Origin of the sequence: Paenimyroides tangerinum (assembly GCF_003865405.1) — a bacterium.
GTDB lineage: Bacteria > Bacteroidota > Bacteroidia > Flavobacteriales > Flavobacteriaceae > Flavobacterium > Flavobacterium tangerinum.
In genome coordinates this window covers 41944-64345 of sequence record NZ_RQVQ01000014.1, presented here as the reverse complement: position 1 = coordinate 64345, position 22402 = coordinate 41944, and the positions used below count along the sequence as shown (strand labels likewise).

General features: G+C 29.9%; 19 protein-coding genes. 13 read left to right on the top strand and 6 right to left on the bottom strand.

The annotated features are described in order from the left end of the window. The first annotated feature begins 106 nt into the window (after positions 1–106). Positions 107–1672 (top strand): calcineurin-like phosphoesterase C-terminal domain-containing protein, encoded by a 1566-nt coding sequence (locus EG240_RS07790; RefSeq protein WP_203229297.1) that lies wholly within the window; start codon positions 107–109, stop codon positions 1670–1672. A 66-nt stretch (positions 1673–1738) separates the two neighbouring features. On the opposite strand, the gene purE is transcribed toward EG240_RS07790, so the two are convergent. The 6 genes from purE to EG240_RS07760 form a co-directional block, all read right to left on the bottom strand. Next, a complete protein-coding gene (purE, locus tag EG240_RS07785; RefSeq protein WP_125018831.1) occupies positions 1739–2221 on the bottom strand; it encodes a 5-(carboxyamino)imidazole ribonucleotide mutase in 483 nt (160 codons plus the stop codon). 20 nt (positions 2222–2241) lie between these two features. Then, positions 2242–2844, bottom strand: coding sequence for an HNH endonuclease domain-containing protein (locus EG240_RS07780; RefSeq protein ID WP_125018830.1), 603 nt, complete (start codon positions 2842–2844; stop codon positions 2242–2244). A 2-nt stretch (positions 2845–2846) separates the two neighbouring features. Further along, a complete protein-coding gene (locus EG240_RS07775) occupies positions 2847–4139 on the bottom strand; it encodes an AAA family ATPase (protein ID WP_125018829.1) in 1293 nt (430 codons plus the stop codon). A gap of 100 nt (positions 4140–4239) precedes the next feature. After that, a complete protein-coding gene (locus tag EG240_RS07770; protein WP_125018828.1) occupies positions 4240–4476 on the bottom strand; it encodes a hypothetical protein in 237 nt (78 codons plus the stop codon). 429 nt (positions 4477–4905) lie between these two features. Continuing rightward, on the bottom strand, positions 4906–6060 hold the full coding sequence (locus EG240_RS07765) for a 5-(carboxyamino)imidazole ribonucleotide synthase (RefSeq protein WP_125018827.1): 1155 nt from the start codon (positions 6058–6060) through the stop codon (positions 4906–4908). 58 nt (positions 6061–6118) lie between these two features. Continuing rightward, positions 6119–6667, bottom strand: a complete 549-nt coding sequence (locus EG240_RS07760) for a hypothetical protein (protein ID WP_125018826.1) — start codon at positions 6665–6667, stop codon at positions 6119–6121. A gap of 120 nt (positions 6668–6787) precedes the next feature. Between EG240_RS07760 and hpt the strand changes: the two genes are divergently transcribed. From hpt to radC, 12 genes are all read left to right on the top strand, one after another. Next, positions 6788–7318, top strand: coding sequence for a hypoxanthine phosphoribosyltransferase (gene hpt, locus EG240_RS16815; protein WP_125018851.1), 531 nt, complete (start codon positions 6788–6790; stop codon positions 7316–7318). A gap of 15 nt (positions 7319–7333) precedes the next feature. Next, on the top strand, positions 7334–7906 hold the full coding sequence (locus EG240_RS16810; RefSeq protein WP_125018825.1) for an adenylate kinase: 573 nt from the start codon (positions 7334–7336) through the stop codon (positions 7904–7906). Between the two features lie 87 nt (positions 7907–7993). Then, positions 7994–9268 carry a hemolysin family protein gene (locus EG240_RS07745; RefSeq protein WP_125018824.1) on the top strand — a complete coding sequence of 425 codons (1275 nt, stop codon included), beginning with the start codon at positions 7994–7996 and terminating at the stop codon, positions 9266–9268. A 29-nt stretch (positions 9269–9297) separates the two neighbouring features. Beyond that, the gene (obgE, locus tag EG240_RS07740; protein ID WP_125018823.1) at positions 9298–10299 is read left to right on the top strand and encodes a GTPase ObgE; all 1002 of its coding nucleotides are present in this window, start codon (positions 9298–9300) and stop codon (positions 10297–10299) included. Between the two features lie 72 nt (positions 10300–10371). Then, on the top strand, positions 10372–11649 hold the full coding sequence (locus tag EG240_RS07735; RefSeq protein WP_125018822.1) for a hypothetical protein: 1278 nt from the start codon (positions 10372–10374) through the stop codon (positions 11647–11649). A gap of 142 nt (positions 11650–11791) precedes the next feature. Beyond that, positions 11792–13948, top strand: a complete 2157-nt coding sequence (locus tag EG240_RS07730; protein WP_125018821.1) for a S46 family peptidase — start codon at positions 11792–11794, stop codon at positions 13946–13948. An 85-nt stretch (positions 13949–14033) separates the two neighbouring features. Next, positions 14034–14501: a hypothetical protein gene (locus EG240_RS07725; RefSeq protein WP_125018820.1), complete on the top strand. Its 468-nt coding sequence runs from the start codon at positions 14034–14036 to the stop codon at positions 14499–14501. Positions 14502–14516: 15 nt separating this feature from the next. Beyond that, entirely contained in the window at positions 14517–15515 is a 999-nt protein-coding gene (locus EG240_RS07720; RefSeq protein ID WP_125018819.1) for a hypothetical protein, read from the top strand. Continuing rightward, positions 15475–17799: a hypothetical protein gene (locus EG240_RS07715; RefSeq protein WP_158612004.1), complete on the top strand. Its 2325-nt coding sequence runs from the start codon at positions 15475–15477 to the stop codon at positions 17797–17799. Before EG240_RS07720 ends, EG240_RS07715 begins: the two co-directional genes overlap by 41 nt. Positions 17800–17815: 16 nt before the next feature. Next, positions 17816–20143: a hypothetical protein gene (locus tag EG240_RS07710; RefSeq protein WP_125018817.1), complete on the top strand. Its 2328-nt coding sequence runs from the start codon at positions 17816–17818 to the stop codon at positions 20141–20143. Between the two features lie 49 nt (positions 20144–20192). Then, entirely contained in the window at positions 20193–21548 is a 1356-nt protein-coding gene (locus EG240_RS07705) for a UDP-N-acetylmuramate--L-alanine ligase (protein ID WP_125018816.1), read from the top strand. Positions 21549–21667: 119 nt separating this feature from the next. Continuing rightward, positions 21668–22369 (top strand): RadC family protein, encoded by a 702-nt coding sequence (radC, locus tag EG240_RS07700; protein ID WP_125018815.1) that lies wholly within the window; start codon positions 21668–21670, stop codon positions 22367–22369. Positions 22370–22402: the final 33 nt, after the last annotated feature.

Sequence of the window (22402 nt, the reverse complement as noted above, 5' to 3'; positions counted from 1 at the left end):
GTGAATCCACGGTTTTCTTGAGTTTTATTAAAGTTTTAATAATCTGACTTTTTTTACAAAAACGATATTTTTTATCAGTTTTGCTGAAACTAAAAATCTAATAAAAATGAATATTAAGAAAATTGTTTTAGCAACTTTACTAATGTCTTTTTCTGTATTATGTGCTCAAGAAAAAGCAAAAGGTTATGTTTATAACGATACTAATAAAAACGGAAAAAAGGAATCTAAAGAAAAAGGTATTTCTAATGTATTAGTAAGTAATGGTGTTGATGTTGTTGCAACTGATGCAAAAGGTAAATATGAAATTTCTTTAACTGACGGTCAAACTTTATTTGTAATTAAACCGAATTCGTATCAATTTTTGTTAGATGAGTACAACTTGCCTCAATTTTATTATAACTACCGTCCAACAGGTTCACCAGAATCAAAATATAAGGGAATTAAACCAACAGGTAAGTTGCCGAAAGAAATCAACTTTGCTTTAGTTCCTTTTCAAGAATCAGAGCAGTTTACTGCGTATACTTTTGGTGATCCGCAAGCTTATAATCTTGAAGAAATTCAGTACTTTAAGGATGGTATTGTTAATGAAATTGATAGTAATAAAGCGGTATTTGGAATCAGTTTAGGAGATTTAGTAGGTGATGATTTAGATCTTCATTTACCTTATAAAAACGCGATTAAGGAAATTGGCTTGCCTTGGTACAATGTAATCGGAAATCACGATATGAATTATGATGCAAAAATCGATGAGCATTCAGATGAATCTTTTGAGCAGAATTTTGGGCCTGCAAATTATTCATATAATTATGGAAAAGTTCACTTTATTGTTTTAGATAATATTTTGTATCCAGATCCGCGTGATGGGAAAAGCTATTGGGGTGGATTTAGAGAAGATCAATTGAAGTTTATCGAAAATGATTTAAAACACGTTCCTAAAGATCATTTGATTGTTTTGTCTCATCATATTCCTTTGGCGGATAATAACGGTGAATGGTTTAGAGTAGAAGATAGAGATAGATTGTTCGATTTATTAGCAGAATATCCTAATACATTATCACTTTCTGCACATACTCATATTCAGCAACAACTATTTTACGGAAAAGATAAAGGTTTTAATCGTACGAAGCCACATCACGAATACAATGTAGGAACAACTTCTGGAGATTGGTATTCTGGCGTTAAAAATGCACAAGGTGTACCTGTTTCAACAATGCGTGATGGAACTCCAAAAGGTTATGCGTTTATTCATTTTGATGGAAATCAATATACAGTAGATTATAAAGTAGCAGGAAAACCAGCTGATTATCAAATTAATGTATTTGCACCAAAAGCCGTAAAAAAAGCAAAGAAAAGTAGACACGAAGTTTTTGCAAATGTATTTATGGGGATGCCAACTGATGAGGTTATGTTTAGTGTAGACAATCGAGAATGGAAAAAAATGAAGTATACTAACGATGACGATCCTGCGTATGAGAGTACTTTCTATAAATGGGATGTTTCAGAAAAAGCAATGGAAGGACGTCGTCCATCGAAGTCAATGAAATCGACACATTTGTGGTCAGCAAAAATCCCAACTGATTTACCTGTAGGTGAATATAAAATTAAAATTAAAGCAACCGATTTGTATGGTAAAGAACACTTCGGAGAAACAATATATAAAATTACTGAATAATTTTTTTTATTCAAGTGTGTGTGTAAAAAAACCAACCTTTCGGGGTTGGTTTTTTGTGTTTTTGAATTAGTTGTTTAAACCTTCAGCTGCCTTTAAAACAGCTTCTTTTAAACCTAATTTATATTGAATCATTTTTTCTAATAATGCTGCATTCTGACTAGCAAGAATTTGAACCGCTAATAAACCTGCATTTTTAGCTCCATTTAAAGCAACGGTTGCTACCGGAACGCCGCCTGGCATTTGTAAAATCGATAAAACAGAATCCCAACCATCAATTGAATTTGAAGATTTTACAGGAACTCCAATTACAGGAAGTGGACTCATAGAAGCTACCATTCCTGGTAAATGTGCAGCACCACCAGCGCCAGCGATAATTACGTTGATTCCGTTTTTGTGTGCGTTGTTCGAAAAATCTACTAATTTTTCTGGAGTTCTGTGAGCCGAAACAATATCAACAAGTGTTTCAATTCCAAATTCTTTTAATACGTCGATGGCTTGTTGCATTACCGGCATATCCGAAATGCTTCCCATTACTACTGCTACTTTCATTTATTGTTGTGTTGTTTATTTTATATTTGTTCTGGAATCATATTCCAAATGTCAATGTTAAACTCTTCCTGAATGGCTCGTAGATATCTAACGCTTTCTTCGATTTCTCCATCTATTTTTTCTTGAAAATATTGTTTAATATTTTCGATGTCGTCAAGTTCGATATTTCTTTTAAGTAAAGCGTCTTTTCTTCTCTTGATATATCTTTTTCTAAGCTGAACTTTTTGAAAATTGTTTAAATCTAACAGGTCAATTAAGTTCTTTGCTTCAATATCATTTGGCTTAGAAAAATATGCTCCATCGTTATAGATAATTCTTTTTTCGAAATCTTCTTGGTAAGGTTGTAATATTGGTTCAAGCCAATTGTTAGTTTTTCTTTGATTTGCTAAATGTTTAACTATATACCAATTATTGTAATTGTCATCGTTGGTGTTTTTTAAATTAGGATCGAAATGTTCAATATCTTTAGCATCTTCAAAACTTATATATTCTTCAGTATAAGCACAAAATCCTTTTTGTTCTTTAAATAGAATTCCGCTTAATCTCGAGTTGTTTCCTTTTGAATGATATTTTAGATTTTCTGAAATGACTAATGAATCAGATTTTTTAACTATTCGCTTCATAATTAAAAATCGTATTTATCTCCAATCTGTTCAATCTCTTTTAGAAGTGCTTTTTTCTTCTCAGAATCTTCTTCAAATAAAACTTGATTCTTTTTATTTAAATAATCATCATAAATTTCTTGACCTGTTTTGTTTAATAAAGATTCTAATCCAAAATCATTACTTAAAATATCATTCGGGTCATCTCCAATTGGAGCACTTCCTCTACGGACTTTTACGTTTCCTTCTTCGTCAAAATAAAGGATAAAACGCTCGTCTGGTTCAAAAGCAGCTGCGATGAATGGAGAATGCGTTGCAATAATAAATTGTGAATTGGGTGATATATTTCTATAGTTATCCATTAAATCAATTTGTATATCAGGATATAAAGAACGTTCTGGTTCATCAATTAAAACAACGGATTCTCTCTCTTTTAATTTATAAAGTGGCAAAAAAGATAGTAGTAAACCTTTCGTTCCTGTACTTGTGTTTTGAATTGCAATAACCTCGTCGCTATTTTTTCTTTTGATTGGAATTGAATATTCTGCATTTATAGTATCTACTTCTAAATGTAGTTTTTCTAATAGCGGATTTAATTTGTCTGCTAATAATTTTAATTCATTAGGATTTTCGATTTGCCAATTTTCAAATTCTTTCTGTAATTTTTTTGTATCTGCTAAAAGTCCTTTATAAATTAATTCAGTCATTTTTTGATTGAATTTTTTTCTATAATTGAGTATTTCTGATAACAGATAGAGCCAAACCTCAACTTCAACTTTGTTATCAAAAGTCATATGAGATGTTGTTTTGTAGTAATTTAATATTTTTTGTTTTTCTTTGATTTCATCATTGGTTAAATTATCTGATATTTCAAGAGGGCTCAAAGAATAAAAATTGATATTATGGTCAGATATAATATTCGATTTAATATAAATAACTTCTTTTTTATCTTTAAAATTAATCAAAGAAGTAACAAGACCTCCATTCGAATTATTAGTGAAGGTTTGATTTCTATAGTTAATTGTATTATTTATGTAAGATAATTTTTTATTCTCGATATCAAGCGTGAAATTTACTTTGGTTATATTTTGTGAATTAAAAGAAATATATTTATTTTCAATAATTTCAATCTCTAAAATGTATTTCAAACAATTTGAAATCAATTCAAGAAGATTCGTTTTACCAGTAGCACTTTGACCAATAAAACAAATTTTCTCAAGAGGTTGTCCTTTCTTTTCACCAGATTGGTAGGTAAAGTCAAACTCTAAATTTTCTAGATGTTTATATTTTTCAATATGTAAATTCGTAATTTTCATAAGGCTACTTTGTTTGTGTTAATTATGATTTTTGATGATGTTCTTTGATACCAGTATTCAAGAATTTATTTTCAATTTGAAATTGCAGATTTTGTCCAAACTATTTTTCGCTTAACCATTGATTAATATCATTAGTTACTTCATCGTCATTAAAACAATCTCCTATTTTATATTCTTTTCGAGATTCTTCAATTGCATTTAATTGTTCAGACGATAAATCGTAAACATTCTTACATAATTCAAAATCTAAAAGACGTTTGATTTCTTCAATGATTCTAACTTCTTTAAGTTCGACTATTTTAGTAATAATTTCTAATTTTAAATCTGCAGTTTTCATAATTTGAATATTTTGATTTCAGTCAAGTTTTGTACAAGATTTTATTATAGAATATTTATTGCTTTTTAATTATAAATTATTGTAGATTAAATAAGTGAATTTTTCTTGGTAACAAATCTGTAATAAAATAACTATCAATAAAGCTATGCTAAAAGAAATGAAATTCTGATATTTTTGATTTCCATAAATTTTCTTCAATAAAAGCTTTATTATAAAGCCGATAAAAAAAGTAAATATAAATCCATTTGATACTTGTATTAATACATCAAAAAAAGAAAATATTTTTTCGATTCCATCTTGACCTTCAGCTTTCATTACGATAGGAAAAATGAAGATTAAAAATACCCAAATAGATTTTCTAAATTTCCCCATTTTTGATTTATATACGTAATTTTTAAGCTTGCAACTAATTATCAAATTTACAAAAAATTATTTCGAAATCACTCGAATCGTTTCTTTAACTTGTTGAGCAACTTTACGAGCTTCGGTCATATTTTCGTTTACAATCGTTACGTGTCCCATTTTTCGGAACGGACGTGTTTCACGTTTTCCGTAAATATGTGGAGTTACGCCGTCAATTGCCATAATCTTTTCGATGTTTTCGTAAACTACTTGTCCTGAAAAACCTTCTTCACCAACTAAATTTACCATAATTCCGGCAACTTTACTATCGGTGTTTCCTAATGGTAAATCTAAAATAGCGCGAATATGTTGTTCAAATTGCGAAGTATAACTTGCTTCAATCGAATAATGTCCTGAATTGTGTGGGCGAGGAGCAACTTCATTTATTAAAATTTCATCGTCTTGTGTTTGAAACATTTCAACCGCTAATAAACCAACGTGGTTGTAAGCTTCAGAAACGTTTAAAGCAATTTCGCGAGCGTTATTTGCAACTTTTTCGTCAATACGAGCTGGGCAAATTACGTATTCTACTTGATTTGCTTCTGGATGAAATTCCATTTCAACAACTGGATACGTTTTAATTTCACCCGAAGCCGAACGTGCAACAATTACTGCTAATTCGTTTTTAAACGGAATCATCGTTTCGGCAATACATTCTGTTTCTGGAAGCGTATCTAAATCTTCTATTTTACGAACTACTTTCACCCCATTTCCGTCATATCCACCTTCGGTTGCTTTCCATACAAAAGGAATTTCGATGTTTCCGCTTGAAACTTCAGCTTTTAAAGCTGTTAATGTTAGGAAACGTTCGTAAGGTGCAGTCGGAATATTATGTTGGGTATAAAAATCTTTTTGATTTCCTTTATTTGAAATCAAACGTAAGGTTTTTGGTGAAGGATAAACTTTTTTGCCTTCAGCTTCTAAAGTTTCCAAAGCTTCAAGGTTAACGTTTTCGATTTCGATAGTTAAAACGTCAACTTGGTTTCCTAAATCGATAACGGTTTGGTAATCATTTAATGAACCTTGAAAGAATTCTGTAGCTCCAAATTGGCAAGGCGCCTCAGAACTCGGGTCAACTACGTATGTTTGTATATCGAATTTTCTGGTTTCAGTCAACATCATTTTACCAAGTTGACCACCACCTAAAATTCCTAATTTAAAATCTGAAGAAAAATAACTCATCGTTAAATTTTTAATTGTGTTGTTGTTTAGCCAACAAAGATAAAATTTTTACAACAACTTATCGATTCGCTTCTTTATGAATTTTAGCAAGTATTTTTTTAGCTCTACTAACAAAGGAAGGTTCTTGTAAAATTATTTGTTGTTCTATAATTCCGATAAGTTCCGTTTTAATCCATTCGGCTTCATTTCTCAATTCAAATATAACGCTTAAACAATTTACTCGTGTTGCAACAAACGAATTTGAAATCAACCAATCAAAATGAATGACAATAAGTTGATTTTTTTGTTTTTTATCAAATGTTTCTGAGTTTTGCTTTAAAATATGAAATACGATTCGGCTTGTACAACGTTTGCAAGTTTCGTTTTTGAAGTTTTCTTGTAACAAAATAAAATCGTTAAGACTTTCATTTAAATAATCAGGAAATTCTTCTATTATATAATCTAGAACGCAGATGAATAAAACTTGATTTCTTTCATCGGATATTTTAATGAAATTTAGGACATCTTGAGCTGAAATATTTAAATCTAAAATGGTTTTTTTAGCAATTTTCCGACTATTAATACTTAAATTCACATTAAGATTTGACAATATTTCTAAGGAATTCATCTATTTTTTTTAATCTAATAAATTTATACAAAGAAAAACAATTTATAATAAAATTAGTCAATTCAAAAGTAAACTCAACTCAAATTCATATATTTGCAATTCGTAAGAACTTTAGAAGTTATGGAAATTCAAATTTTAGATAAAGTTTTCGTGCCGTATATTTCGGAAGAAGAAATTCAAGCACGTTTGAAAATAGTTGCGTCAGAAATGATGCACGATTTAGAAGGTGAAAATCATGTTTTTATCGGAGTTTTGAACGGTTCATTTATGGTACTTTCAGATTTGATGAAATATTATAAAAATCCGTGTGAAATTTCATTCGTGAAAATGGCTTCATATGAAGGTACTCAATCTACAAATGAGGTAAAACAATTAATAGGTTTAGATGTTGATGTAACAAATAAAACTGTTGTGATTGTTGAAGATATTGTAGATACGGGGAATACCATCGAAGTTCTTGTACAACTTTTTAATAGATACAAAATCAAAGGGCTGAAAATTGCAACTTTGTTTCATAAGCCAGAAGCTTACAAAAAAGAAATTAAATTGGATTATATTGGTTTCAATATTCCAGATAAATTTATTGTCGGTTACGGGTTAGATTATGACAAACAAGGAAGAAATTTACCAGCTATTTATCAAATCAAATAAACATAATAAGATACTATGATTGCTATTGTTTTATTCGGGAAACCTGGTGCAGGAAAAGGCACACAGGCTGAATTTTTAAAAGAAAAATACAATTTAACTCATATTTCAACTGGTGATATTTTTCGTTTCAACATCAAAAATGAAACGGAATTAGGAAAAAAAGCTCAAGAATTCATTAATAAAGGTGAGTTAGTTCCAGATGAAATAACTATCAATATGTTAAAAGCAGAGGTTGAGAAAAATATGGATAAAGCTGGTTTTTTATTTGATGGCTTTCCAAGAACAATTCCTCAAGCAGATGCATTAGATGCTTTCTTAAAGTCAATTAATTTAGAAATTACTGCTACCGTTGGATTAGAAGCAAATGATGATATTTTAGTTGCTCGTATTCTTGAAAGAGGTAAAACTTCTGGAAGAGCAGATGACCAAGACGAAGCTAAAATCAGAACTCGTTACGAAGAATATAATGAAAAAACTTCTCCGTTAATTGAATATTACAAACAACAAAATAAATATTATGCTGTTGATGGTATTGGTACAATTGCCGAAATCACTGAGCGTTTAAGTAATGTTATTGATAAATTATAATAATAACAAATAAATAAATCTACTTTAATCTTATCTTTGTTTTCAAGGATAAGATTTTGTATTTTAAATAACCTAAATTAAATAACTTTGGAAATACTCATTATTTTCTTTTTAATTATATTAAACGGTATCTTTTCGATGTCAGAAATGGCTTTGGTTTCTGCCAGGAAAAACCGTTTAGAAATTGCTGCCAAAAAAGGAAGTTCAAGTGCAAAAGCGGCTTTAGCTTTAGCAAATAATCCAAATAACTTTTTCTCAACGGTTCAAATTGGAATTACCTTAATAGGAATCTTAACAGGTATCTATTCTGGAGATAATATTACCACAGATGTAAAAGTTTTTATATCACAATTTCCTGTTTTAGCTCCTTATGCAGCTTCTTTAAGTGTTGGTTTGGTTTTGTTTGTTCTTACTTTTTTTACTTTGATTTTAGGAGAATTAGTTCCAAAACGATTAGGTTTAAATTTTCCAGAAGGAATTTCAAAAGCGGTTGCACTGCCGATGACATTAATTTCTAAAATTGCAGCTCCTTTTGTTTGGTTGCTTACTTTTTCAACCGATGGAGTTTTGAAAATTTTAAATATTCGCCCAACTGCTGATGGTAAAGTTACCGAGGAAGAAATTCGTTCGATAATTAGAGAAAGTACTGAAGGTGGAGAGGTTCAAGAAATTGAACAAGATATTGTGGAACGTGTTTTTAATGTTGGAGATAGAAAAGTGAATTCGTTAATGACACACAGAAAATCAGTTGTTTTTCTTGAATGTGATGATGATTTACAGACCTTAAAAGATAAAGTGATTAATGAAATTCATTCGTTTTATCCAGTTTGTGAAGATGGTTTGGATGAAGTAATTGGGATTGTAACTTTAAAAGATTTATTTTTGCTGTTCGAAAATCAAAACACAGATTTACGTACCATAATTAAAGAACCCATTTTTATTATTGAACATACTTCGGCTTATAAAGCCTTAGAAATGTTTAAATCAACCAAAGTTCATTATGCATTAATTACTGATGAATATGGTGTGATTCAAGGAATTATAACTTTGAATGATATTTTGGAAGCCTTAGTTGGCGATGCATCTGAATTTGATGAAGAAGAATACCAACTTCAAGAAATTGAAGATGGAAAATATATAGTTGATGGTTTTTATCCGTTACACGATTTGTTTGCATATTTTGAATTAGACGAATTAATGCAAGATTATGATGTAACTACTGTTAGTGGTTTAGTTATGAAAGAATTATCTTACATTCCAAAAACCGGTGAAAAGTTGATTTGGAATAAAATGGAATTTGAAGTTCTAGAATCAAATGGTGTGAAAATCAGCAAAATTGGAATAAATTTATTAAAAGAATAACTTGATTTTATCAAGTAAAAAAGAATAAAATGACAGAAGGAAATTTCGTAGATTACGTAAAAATATATGTAGCATCTGGTAAAGGTGGTAAAGGTTCAACGCATTTACATCGTGAAAAGTTTATCGAAAAAGGTGGACCTGACGGAGGTGATGGTGGACGTGGTGGACACGTTTATTTAGTAGGTAACGAAAGTTTATGGACTTTATATCACTTGAAATTTGCCCGTCATATCAAAGCTGGTCACGGAGGTGATGGAGGAAGTGCTCGTAGTACAGGGTCTGACGGAGTAGATAGATATCTTGAAGTTCCATTAGGTACCGTTGTTAAAGACAAAGAAACTGGGGAAGTTTTGTTTGAAATTACTGAAAATGGCGAAAAGAGAATTTTAGCTAAAGGAGGAAAAGGTGGATTAGGAAACTGGCACTTTAGAAGTTCAACAAATCAAACACCACGTTATTCGCAACCTGGTATTGCTGGTGAAGAGTTAGATATTATTTTAGAATTAAAAGTTCTTGCTGATGTTGGTTTGGTAGGATTTCCGAATGCTGGAAAATCAACTTTATTGTCCGTATTAACTTCGGCAAAACCTAAAATCGGTGATTATCCGTTTACAACCTTAAAACCAAATTTAGGAATTGTTGCTTATCGCGAATTTAAATCGTTTGTAATTGCTGATATTCCTGGAATTATCGAAGGTGCAGCAGAAGGAAAAGGTTTAGGACATTATTTCTTACGTCACATTGAACGTAATTCAACATTATTGTTCTTGGTTCCGGCTGATGCAAAAGATATCAAAAAAGAATACGATATTTTATTAGACGAATTACGTCGTTACAATCCAGAAATGTTAGATAAAGATCGCTTAATTGCCATTTCAAAATCTGATATGTTAGATGATGAATTAAAAGTTGAAATGAGCGTTCAATTAGATAAAGACTTTGGTGACATTCCGTATATGTTTATTTCATCGGTTGCGCAACAAGGTTTAACTGAATTAAAAGATAAACTTTGGTTGATGCTAAATAAATAAAATTTAAGTCTCTTCGTTTGAAGGGACTTTTTTTATATCTTTAATATTGAAAACCAACCTTATAAATTGGATATGAAAATCAAAATTTTATTTATTTCTTTATTATTAATATCGATGAAGAGTCAAGCTCAAGATGTAACAATTATCGATGTTGTAGAAGATTCTTATAATACTTCTTCGATTGATACCTTACAAATCAAATCCGGAAAACCTCAAGTTTTTTTAATTCAAATCCAAAGTCAGAATGATGGTTATAGCATTGCTGATGATGATATCGAGAAGAAAGAACTTCAAAAAAATTTCAATTCAAAAGATTTTAATCTAAATCACATTACCAAGCAAAGTTATATTCGTTTAGAGAATGGGCAATTTATCGATGTAAGCGATTTGGATAGTTCGTATGGAGCCGTTGCGTTTTGGAACGGAAAACCGAATGATAAGTTAAAAATTCAAGAAGGTATTCGTTTATCAACTGAGTTTGTTTCAGAACAATTAGGACAAAAAAAGAAATCGTCTTATATCACAAATTCTGAATTACAAAAAAAGGAAATTTCACAACTTTCTAAGAATGATAATTTCACTGAAAATTCAAGAAAAGTAATGAATCGTTTTCTAAAAAAATATTCGGTTTCCGAGGTTCTTACAATTAGCGGTTATTTGGTTTTAAATGAAAATCAAACGAAAGTAAAAACGATTACGGGTTATGAAGTAAATTCAAAAGGAAAAAAAATAAAATACGAACAAATTTTTTTAAATGAATTTGAACAACCAACAAAAGTAAATCACTTTGGGGATGACGGAAAAAACGTTTATTATTCTATCGAATTTATCTATGAAAATGGAATTCTAAAAACAATAGTTAATGACGATAGAATTGATAAAATCAGCTATAACGATAATCAACTTTTTTTTACTTCTGATTTAGGCGGTGGAGAAGAAACTTCATTTTATACATTAAAAGATGGTGTATTATTAAGTAAACGTATTTTGATAATGAAAGGCGACGCAGGTTATGAAGAGCAAAACTCAATGGTTGAAGAAAAAATCGAAAAAGGATGTGTAAATTATTACATAAATAACGAACTAAGTTCAATGAATTGTCATTCAGAACTTGGCAAATTTCCATTTACCAATAAATATACATCATTTCAGGATGGTGAAATAATGCAATCAATCGAATATAAAGTCACTAAAATAAATGATTCAAAAATTGAAATTGTTTCAAAAAATTCAAATTCAACTGGAAAAACTACAGCTATTTTAAATTCTCTCGGACTTGTTGAATCTATCGTTTATGTAAGTGGAAATGAAACTGAAAAAATGTTGTTTGAATATACTTATTATGAATAATATTTTTGAGGAATCTTAAAATTTCACCATTTAATGTGTTCTAAAAATAAAAAAATAAGTTAAAAAATCGGTTTCCTTTAGATATAATTCGTTTTTTTTATAAAATCATTTATCTTCGCATTTGAAATCATTTAATTATAATATGAAAAAATTAGTTCTGTTCTTAACAGTTGCTTTGATGGCATTACCATTAAAAGTAAAAGCTGACGAAGGAATGTGGTTTTTAATGTTCATTGAGCGTTTAAATCACCGCGATATGCAAAAAATGGGACTTCAGTTAACAGCTGAAGAAATTTACAGCATCAACAACAATTCATTAAAAGATGCAATTGTACAATTTGATGGTGGATGTACTGCAGAAATTATTTCTAACCAAGGTTTAGTTTTGACTAATCACCACTGTGGATATGATAAAATTGCTGAATTATCTACACCTCAAGACGATATCTTAACAAACGGATTTTGGGCTAAAAACAAAGCTGAAGAGCGTGCTCCAAAAGAAATTTCTGTTCGTTTCTTCGTTCGTATGGATGATGTTTCAAAACGTATTTTAGGTGTTACAAATCCTAAAATGACTGAAGCTGAACGCGAAAAAGCAATTAAAGAAGAAATTGCTAAAATTGAAAAAGAAAACAACGAAGGTGGAAAATACACAGTTTCTGTTCGTTCTTTCTTTCAAGGAAATGAATATTACTACTTTGTTTACCAAGATTTCGAAGATGTTCGTTTAGTTGGAACGCCTCCAAATGCAATTGGTAAATACGGTGGAGATACAGACAACTGGGAATGGCCACGTCATACAGGAGATTTCTCATTATTTAGAGTTTACACAGATGCTAACGGAAATCCAGCACCATATTCTCCAAATAACATTCCAATGAAACCGAAACATCATTTACCTGTTTCTATGGCTGGAGTTCAAGAAGGAGATTTCTCAATGATTTTAGGTTATCCAGGTCGTACAAACCGTTGGATGCCAGCTCAAGGAATCGCTCAAAATGTTTCATTCGCTTATCCTGCTTGGGTTGAAGGTTCTAAGTTAGGAATGGATGTGATGAAAAAATATATGGACCAAAACGATGAAGTACGTTTAAACTATGCTAGTAAATATGCTAGTATTGCAAACTACTGGAAAAATCGTCAAGGTATGATTGATGCTTTAAAAGAGCACAAAACAGTTGATAAGAAAACAAAAGAAGAAAAAGCTTTTGATAAGTGGGCGAACAAAAAAGAAAATAAAGAAGTTTACGGAAATGTAATTAAAGATATTAATGCATATTACGCAGCTACAAACGAAAAATCGCGTCACGATAATTATTTATCTTTAGCTTTAATTCGTGCTTCTGATATGGGAGCTTTACCATATAGTTTCGGAAATGCTTTCTTACAATATATCACAGCAGATGATGCTACAAAAGCTCAAATGAAACCAGCTTTAGAAGAAGCAATTAAAGAAGCTTATGCAACGATGTATATGCCATTAGAACAAGAAATGATGGCTAAACAATTAGGTTTATATGCATCTAAATCTACTGGATATGAAATTGCTCCTTATGTAAAAGAGATTGGTTCAAAATCAAATAACGATTTTACTTCTTATATTAATAATGCATTTGCTAACAGTATTTTTGCCTCAGAAGAAAAAGCATTAGCTTTCTTAAATAATCCAAATGCTGATTTAGTAAATAATGATGAATTATTTAAATTATCTACTGATTTAGTAAGACAATATAACACAGTTCCAGATAACGTAAAAGCGTTACAAAACGATTACCAAAAGTCTTACCGTTTATTAGTTGATGGTTTGAGAAAAGCAAATCCAGATAAAAAATACTATCCAGATGCAAATTCAACTTTACGTTTAACTTATGGTACAGTTCGTGACTTACCAAGAGGAAATAAAGTAAATGATGCTACAGAAAACTGGTACACAACTTTAGATGGAACAATCGCTAAACACAAAGCAGGTGACGAAGAATTCGAAAATCCTCAACGTTTAATTGATTTATACAATGCTAAAGATTACGGTCCTTACGCTGATAAAGATGGTTCTTTACACGTGAATTTCTTAACGGATCACGATATTACTGGTGGTAACTCAGGTTCTCCAGTATTGAACGGAAAAGGGGAGTTAATCGGTTTAGCTTTCGACGGAAACATTGAAGCTATGGCTGGTGACGTAATTTTCGATCCTAAATTACAACGTACAATTAATGTTGATATCCGTTACGTTTTATTCGTTATCGATAAATACGCAGGAGCAACAAACTTAATTGAAGAAATGACAATCGTGAAGTAATTCATATTTTGCAATAAATTTTAAAAACCGTTTCAGATTTTTCTGAAGCGGTTTTTTTATGCGTTTATTTTTGTAAATTTAATCTATGAAAAAAATATATTGGCTTTTTGTTTTATTGATTTCTTCTTTAAATCATGCTCAAACCAAATCTGATTTTAAAACTGAATTCATTTCTTTTATCAAAAGTCAAGATGAGTTTGGGAGTATTTTATATTATGGTCATAAAAATGAAGATTATCATTCAAAAGATACTTTGGTTTTAAGTAATAATACTTCATTTTTTAATGATTTTAAAGCATTTATAACATGGAGTTTTTTATCTAAGAAAACTTTAGGGATTAGTTCAATGCATTATGTAGATGGTACTCATGGTATGATTGCAGCTAAAGTTTTAGAAGAAAAGAACATCTATCAATATAAAATCAAAAAAATTAAAAATGAATCATTTCTTATATTTTATCAGAATCGAAAATTAGTCGAAAAATTCAAAATTATTGATTTCGAGTATAAACCCTTTTTTTTCAAAATGGTTTTAGTTAGGAATAGAGATTAATCGTAAATTTAATCTATGAAAAAAATATATTGGCTTTTTGTTTTAATCGTTTGTATAAGTTGTACTAAGAAAGACGACGATATTGATATGTCCTTTTATTATTGGAAAACAAATTTTAAAATGGATGCTTCAGAACGTGATTTCTTAGCGCAAAATCAAATCAATAAAATGTATGTTCGTTATTTTGATGTTGGTCTAAAAGGTGGAATTCCCGTTCCGATTTCGGCAATTACTTTTGATTCAATTCCTAAAAATTTACAAGTTATTCCGGTGGTTTATATTAAGAACGAAGTGGTTCTCATTCCTAATTTAGATGTAAAAGAACTGGCGGCGAACATTGTCAAATACATCAATCAAATCAACGAGAAAAATCAAATTTCAATGAACGAAATTCAATTAGATTGCGATTGGAGTTTAAATAGTAAAGAACAGTTTTTTGCATTGGTCGATGAAATTAAAAAACAGACAAATTTGAAACTGAGCGCAACCATTCGTTTACATCAAGTAAAATATTTCGAAAAAACTGGTGTTCCGAATGTTGATGAAGGTGTTTTGATGTATTACAATATGGGAAAAATTGCTGCTGATTCTTTAAATTCAATTTACGACAGAGAAGTTGCTAAGAATTATATCAAAAGTTTAAGAGATTATCCACTCAAATTAAATATTGCTTTACCCGTTTATTCATGGTTGGTTCACACGCGAGATAGAAAACCGATTAATCTGATTAGCAGAATTAGAATTGAACAATTAGATACGATTCCAAATTTCAAAAAAATAGATAAAAACCGTTATTTAGTTCAAGAATCAAATTCTTATTTTGGTAGTTATTTCAAAAAAGGCGACATTGTAAAAATCGAAAGTACAACAGCCAAGCAAGTTGAGGAAATGATTACGGATTTGAGTGAAAATATGAAAGAAAATCCAAACGAAATAATTTTTTATGATTTCGATAAAACCAATACCAATTACTATGAAAATGAATTTTTTAAGAAAATCGTTAATCGCTATTAGTTTAACTTCCGTTTTTAGTTACGGAGTTTATTCTTATGGTTGTGCAGACGGCTGGTGGGGCAACGATTTTAATTCGATGTTTGCACCCGAAACGTTTGTAGATAAATCTTATAAACCCATGTTTTACGATTCATATAACTTTTTTTATGATTATAATCCATTACAAGATTATACTTCAAAATTTAGTGATGATATTGTAGCTGATTGGTCTAATTATATCGGAAAATCTGAACCTAAAGAAGCGGTTGCTTATTATTTGTTAAATGATACGGCAGCGCAATACATTCCAAAATTAATTAATAAACAATCGATTTCTGGAGCAAAATACGGGTTGAATTTAAAAAATAAAGAAGCTAAGAATTTTTTAGAGTTTCTACAAATTGCTAAAAAGGTAGAAAAGTATTCTACTTCTCAATATTATTATTGGAATTATGAAAATAGAAATCAAGAAAAAGTAGATGCTAAAGTAATTGCAACCATCGAAGATTATTTTAACAACCTTGGAAATAAAGATGAATTTTATAAAAATAGAATTTGGTTTCAATTAATGAAAGCTAAGTTTTATTCTAATAATGTAAATGATGCAGTTTCTTTTTTTGAAGCAACTAAAAAGAATCAATCTAAAAATCTTTTATATTATCGAGCTTTAGGTTATGTTGCTGGAGCTTATTATCAGAAAAAAGATTACGATAAATCGAATGTTTTATTTGCAGAGATTTTTGATGAAGTTCCTCAGTTACGTCAAGAAGCTTTGTACAATTTCAGACCCGTTGATGAAGCTGCTTTTTTAAAGCAAGTTGAGTCTGTTCCGAGTAAAGAAGTTAAAGCAGCAATGTGGGCTATTTATGGTTATTATGCCGATGAATTTAAAGCAATGCAAGAGATTTATAAAATTGACTCTAAGAGCGAGCATATCAATTTCTTATTGACACGTTGGGTGAACATTCAAGAAAGTAGTATTAATGTTTATCAAGAAAAAGCAATTTCTAATCCAGGAAATTATCACAAAGAAGTTGCAAAAGCAATCAACCAAAAACAATTCAAATGGATTAGTGAAGTCGCTTCAAAACCTGATTTACTTCAAAATCCAGAACTTTGGTTTTTTGCAACCGGTTATCTGAATATTTTTCAAGGAAATTTTAAAGTTGCTGAAAAACAATTCGATCAAGCTAAAATTTATATAAAAGCGGGAGATGAATTAGCAAAAAATCAAATCCGATTGATGCAATTAATTAATAAAGTTTCGCAAGTAAAGACAATCTCAATGAAAGAAGAAGCAACTTTAATTGAAGATTTAAATTGGTTATTATATGAAGTTCCTGAAAATATCAAATACGATAATCCGTTCCGTTTTAATTATGCAACCAATTGGGTAAAAAAATATTTGTCTTCGGTTTATAAAAATCAAGGAAACCAAGTCATGGCTGAGTTATTAAATTCCAACAAAGTTTTTTACGATAGTGAAAATAACGGTCAGGCAATGGAAGAGTTCTTTTTGAAGAAAAACAAAACTGCTTGGGAAGAACTATTTGTTGGCTTGTATCCATATAACATCAGTGATATTTACGAATGTAGAGCCATAAATTTATATTACGCTGGTAAATTAGAAGAATCGATAGCGATGTTTGAAAAAATCTATCCAATTAAGTTAAGACAGTATAATTACGAAACGGATTCATATTCTTATGATTTCGTTGACTACAACAAACGCGAACTTTACGGAAATCCGTTTAATGGAAAAATCAAAGATTGCAACGATTGTGACCATCAGGCGAAGCAATCTGTAAAGTATTCGAGTTTAGATATGCTTCGAAAAATGAAAGAATTAAAAACAAATATCGAAGTCGGCAATGATGTTTATAACAATGCCTTGTTACTTGCAAATGCATATTACAATACTTCATATTACGGAAATGCTCGTTCGTTTTATTATAATTCGATTTTTGGCGAAACTGGAAGTAATTATATTTCAAAAGAAAATCAGTATAAATTATTTGATTTATCTCAAGCTAAAAAATATTATGAGATTGCTTTTCAAGCAGCATCAGATAACGAGCAACGTGCAAAGATTTCATATATGTTAGCAAAAGTTGAACGCAATGAATTTTATTTCAATGAATATTTTTCTCAAAGTACTTATTGGGGATATAATTACGACCAAGTTATGGTAAAGAAATGGGACGGTTTTAAAAGATTAAAACAGGATTATTCCGATACCAAATATTATCAAGAATTAATCAAAGAATGTGGCTATTTTAGAACCTATTTGGGGATGCAAAAATAATTTATTTGTTTAAAACATGAAGCTTTTAAAAAAAATAGGATTGACGTTTTTTATGCTTATTTCTAGTTTAGGAATATATGTTTATGCGTGTGGTTATATTGATTGGTTTGGCTATGATTATCAATCTATGTTCACACCAGAAGTTGTTATAGATAATTCTTATCAATCCATGTTTTATGCACCTCAAAATTTGTTTTATGGCTATGAAAATTTAGATAACGTTGAAAGATTTAATTCTGATTTTGTTTCAGATTGGTCAAATTATATTGGGAAATCCGAATCTAAAGAAGCAATTGCTTATTATTTACTAAACGATTCTGCAGCTCAATATATTCCTAAATTGATTAACAAAAAATCGATTAAAGGTGCAAAATACAATTTGAATCTGAAAAATCAAGAATCAAAAGATTTTTTAGAATTTCTGCAAATAGCTAAGGAAGTAGAAAAATTTTCAGTTCGATATGATTATTATTGGGATTATGAAAATAATGAAAAAGTAGGTATAGATTTAAAGACGATTGCCACAATCGAAAAATATTACAATCAATTAGAAAACAGAAGCAATTTCTATAAAAATCGTATTTGGTTTCAAATCGTAAAAGCTAAATTTTATTCGACTAATTCTGATGATGTTATCGATTTCTTCGAAACAACATCAAATAAACAACCTAAAAACCTGTTGTATTATAAAGCTTTAGAATATGTTGCTGGAGTATATTATAGACAACGAAATTTTGAAAAATCAAATTTATTATTCGCTAAAATTTTTGATGAAGCTCCTAAATTGAGAAAAAACGCACTTTACTTTTTTCATCCTGAAGATGAGGCGACTTTTCAAAAGCAATTACAAAATGCAGACTCTATAGAAACTAAAGCAGCAATGTGGGCAATTTATGGATATTATACGGATGAGTTTAGAGCAATGCAAGAAATTTATAAGTTAGATTCTCAAAGTGAACATATTGATTTTTTATTAAGCCGTTGGGTAAACATTCAAGAAAGTAACATTAATATTTATCAAGAAAATGAAATAACTTCTTTAAAAAAATATCACAAAGAAATTAAGACAACGATAAATCAAAAGCAATTAAAATGGATAACCGAAGTTGCTTCAAAACCAGAATTACTTCATAATCCTGAAATTTGGAATTTGGCAGTTGGTTATCTTGATATTTTTCAAGGAAATTATAAAAATGCTGAAAAACAATTTTCTGATGCAGCCAAAAACATCAACTCTGATAATCAGTTAGCCAAAAATCAAATACGATTATTTCAGTTAATTAATAAAATTTCTCAAATCGAAAAAATAGATAAATCTGCTGAAAGCGAATTGATAGAAGATTTAAATTGGCTTTATCTGAATACTGAAAATGAAAATAGTTTCGGAACTTTACGTATAGATTACGCAACAGTTTGGATTAAAAAATACCTTTCAGCTGTTTATAAAAATCAAAAAAATGATTTGATGTCGGAACTACTTTATTCGGATAGAAATTTCATTCTACAAGAAAAAAATCTAGATAAAGTCATTCAGCTTTTTGAAAGTAAAAATAAAACAGCTTTTGAGAAGTTTATTGTTGATGTTTACAAGTATAATATCAATGATTTGTATGAAAGTAAAGCTATCTTTTTATTTCATACGGGTAATTTAGATGATGCAATTGAATTTTATCAAAAAATAAAACCCATGCCAATCCGAGTTTTTAATTATGGTACAAGAAGATATATTTCAGTAGATAGCGAAAACACAGATAGTAAAATAATTGAATTATATGGAAATCCGTTTAACGGAAGAATTTCAGATTGTAGTGATTGCGACCATCGAGCGAATCAAAAAATTAAATATTCGCCATTGACTATGCTGATAAAAATGAAAGAAATGAAAACGAATATTGATAACAATCATGAAGTTTTCAATAATGCATTGTTAATAGGGAATGCGTATTATAATTCATCTTATTATGGAAATGCAAGAGCCTTTTACTATAATTCAATAATTAATAATAATTTTTTTATGAGCAATTTGAATGTTGATGACGCTAATAGTAATTTAGTTTTAGATTTCAATCAAGCTTTTAAATATTATAATATCGCTTTGAATGCTGCTGAAAATGATGAACAACGTGCAAAAGCAACTTTTATGTTAGCTAAGATTGAGCGCAATAATTATTACTCTAAGAATTATATGGATTTAAAAAGTTTCAATAAAATGAAGTCCAGTAAAATTTTTTCAGATTGGAGTAGTTTTAAAAGCTTAAAAGAAAATTATTCCGATACTAAATATTATCAAGAAGTAATCAAAGAATGTGGTGATTTTAGAGATTATGTTGGAATTTATAAATAAAAAAAATTGTAGTTTTACCGTACTATTTTAGTTTAAAAAAAGAAATCAAATGCGTGTACATTTTATAGCAATTGGCGGAAGCGCTATGCACAATTTAGCATTAGCTTTACATGAAAAAGGTGATGTAGTTACCGGAAGTGACGATGCTATTTTTGAACCTTCGAAAACCCGTTTACAAAACGAAGGTTTATTACCTGAACAAATGGGTTGGTTTGCAGATAAAATAACTTCAGATATCGATGCCGTTATTCTTGGAATGCACGCAAAAGCCGATAATCCCGAACTTTTAAAAGCGCAAGAATTAGGTTTACATATTTATTCATATCCCGAATTTATTTTCGAACATTCAAAAAATAAAACACGCGTAGTTATTGGTGGTTCACACGGAAAAACGACCATTACATCTATGGTGCTTCACGTAATGCATTACCACAATCGTGCGGTTGATTATTTAGTTGGTGCGCAACTTGAAGGTTTTAAAACCATGGTACATTTAACTGAAGATAACGATTTTATTGTTTTGGAAGGTGATGAATATTTATCTTCTCCAACAGATTTACGTCCGAAGTTTCATTTGTACCAACCAAATATTGCTTTAATTAGCGGAATCGCTTGGGATCATATCAATGTGTTTCCAACGTTTGAGAATTATGTAGATCAGTTTAAAATTTTTATTGATAAAATTACCGATGGTGGAATTTTAGTTTATAACGAAGAAGATGCAACGGTAAAACAAATTGTTGAAGATGCTACAAAACCAATTCGTAAAATGCCTTACGAAACTCCTGAATATGCAATTGAAAACGGAATTACGTATTTAGAAACTCCAGATGGACCAATGCCAATTGAAGTTTTTGGAGCGCATAATTTAAATAATTTAGCCGGAGCAAAATGGATTTGCCAAAACATGGGAATCGATGAAGAAGATTTCTACGAAGCTATTCAAAGTTTTAAAGGAGCGGCTAAACGTTTAGAAAAAATTGCAGAAACAACTTCGGCTGTTGCTTATAAAGATTTCGCGCATTCACCAAGTAAAGTTAATGCAACTACGCAAGCGGTTAAAAAACAATATCCGAATAAGAAGTTAATTGCATGTTTAGAATTACATACGTATTCTAGTTTAAATGCCGAATTCTTATCGCAATATGAAGGTGCTTTAGATGCTGCTGATGTTGCTGTAGTTTTCTATTCGCCAGATGCGGTTGCGATTAAAAAATTAGAAGAAATTTCTAAAACACAAATTGAATCAGCTTTCAAAAGAAACGATTTAATTGTTTATACGAATCCAACAGAATTTCAGAATTTCTTAAAAGAGCAAACCTTTAATGAATCTGTTCTTTTATTAATGAGTTCAGGAAATTACGGAGGTTTAGATTTTGACGAAGTTCAAACTATTATTTCATAAACATAAAGCGACTTATCCAGGTCGCTTTTTTGTTCGTAATTTTAAATTTAAATAAAAACTGATTTTATTATTGAACAACAAAACCTATTTCGTAACTTTATTATCTAAGTTGTTGAAATATGGATGATTATCAAGATAAACATTTCTCGATTAAACATTGGTCGGAAGATGATAAACCAAGAGAAAAGCTAATGCTTAAAGGAAAAATCGCTTTAAGCGATGCTGAACTTTTGGCTATTTTAATTGGTTCTGGTAGTAGAAATGAATCCGCTGTTGCTTTATGCAAACGTATTTTAGCTTCAAACGAAAATAACTTAAATCAACTTGGAAAACAATCCATTCAACAATTACTTCAGTTTAAAGGAATTGGTGAAGCGAAAGCAATAACCATTATCGCAGCTTTAGAATTAGGTAAACGCCGCCGTTTAGAAGAAGCAAAACAGTTTACGCAAATTAAATCAAGCAAAGATGTTTTTGAACATATGCAACCATTAATTGGTGATTTGCCAAACGAAGAATTTTGGGTTTTGCTTCTGAATAATAGCAATAAAATCATACAAAAAATACAACTTTCAAAAGGTGGATTGACCGCTACTTTGGTCGATATTCGTTTGCTTTTTAAACAAGCTTTAGAACATTTTGCTACCGCAATTATTTTGGTTCACAACCATCCTTCAGGTCAATTAAAACCTAGTGAAGCCGATAAAAATATCACACGTAAAATTGCCGATGCAGGAAATGTATTGGAAATTAAATTATTAGACCATATCATTGTAACTGAACATGAATATTTTAGTTTTGCCGATGATGGTATTTTATGATTTATTTTGGATTTAAATTCTTAAATTGCAAGC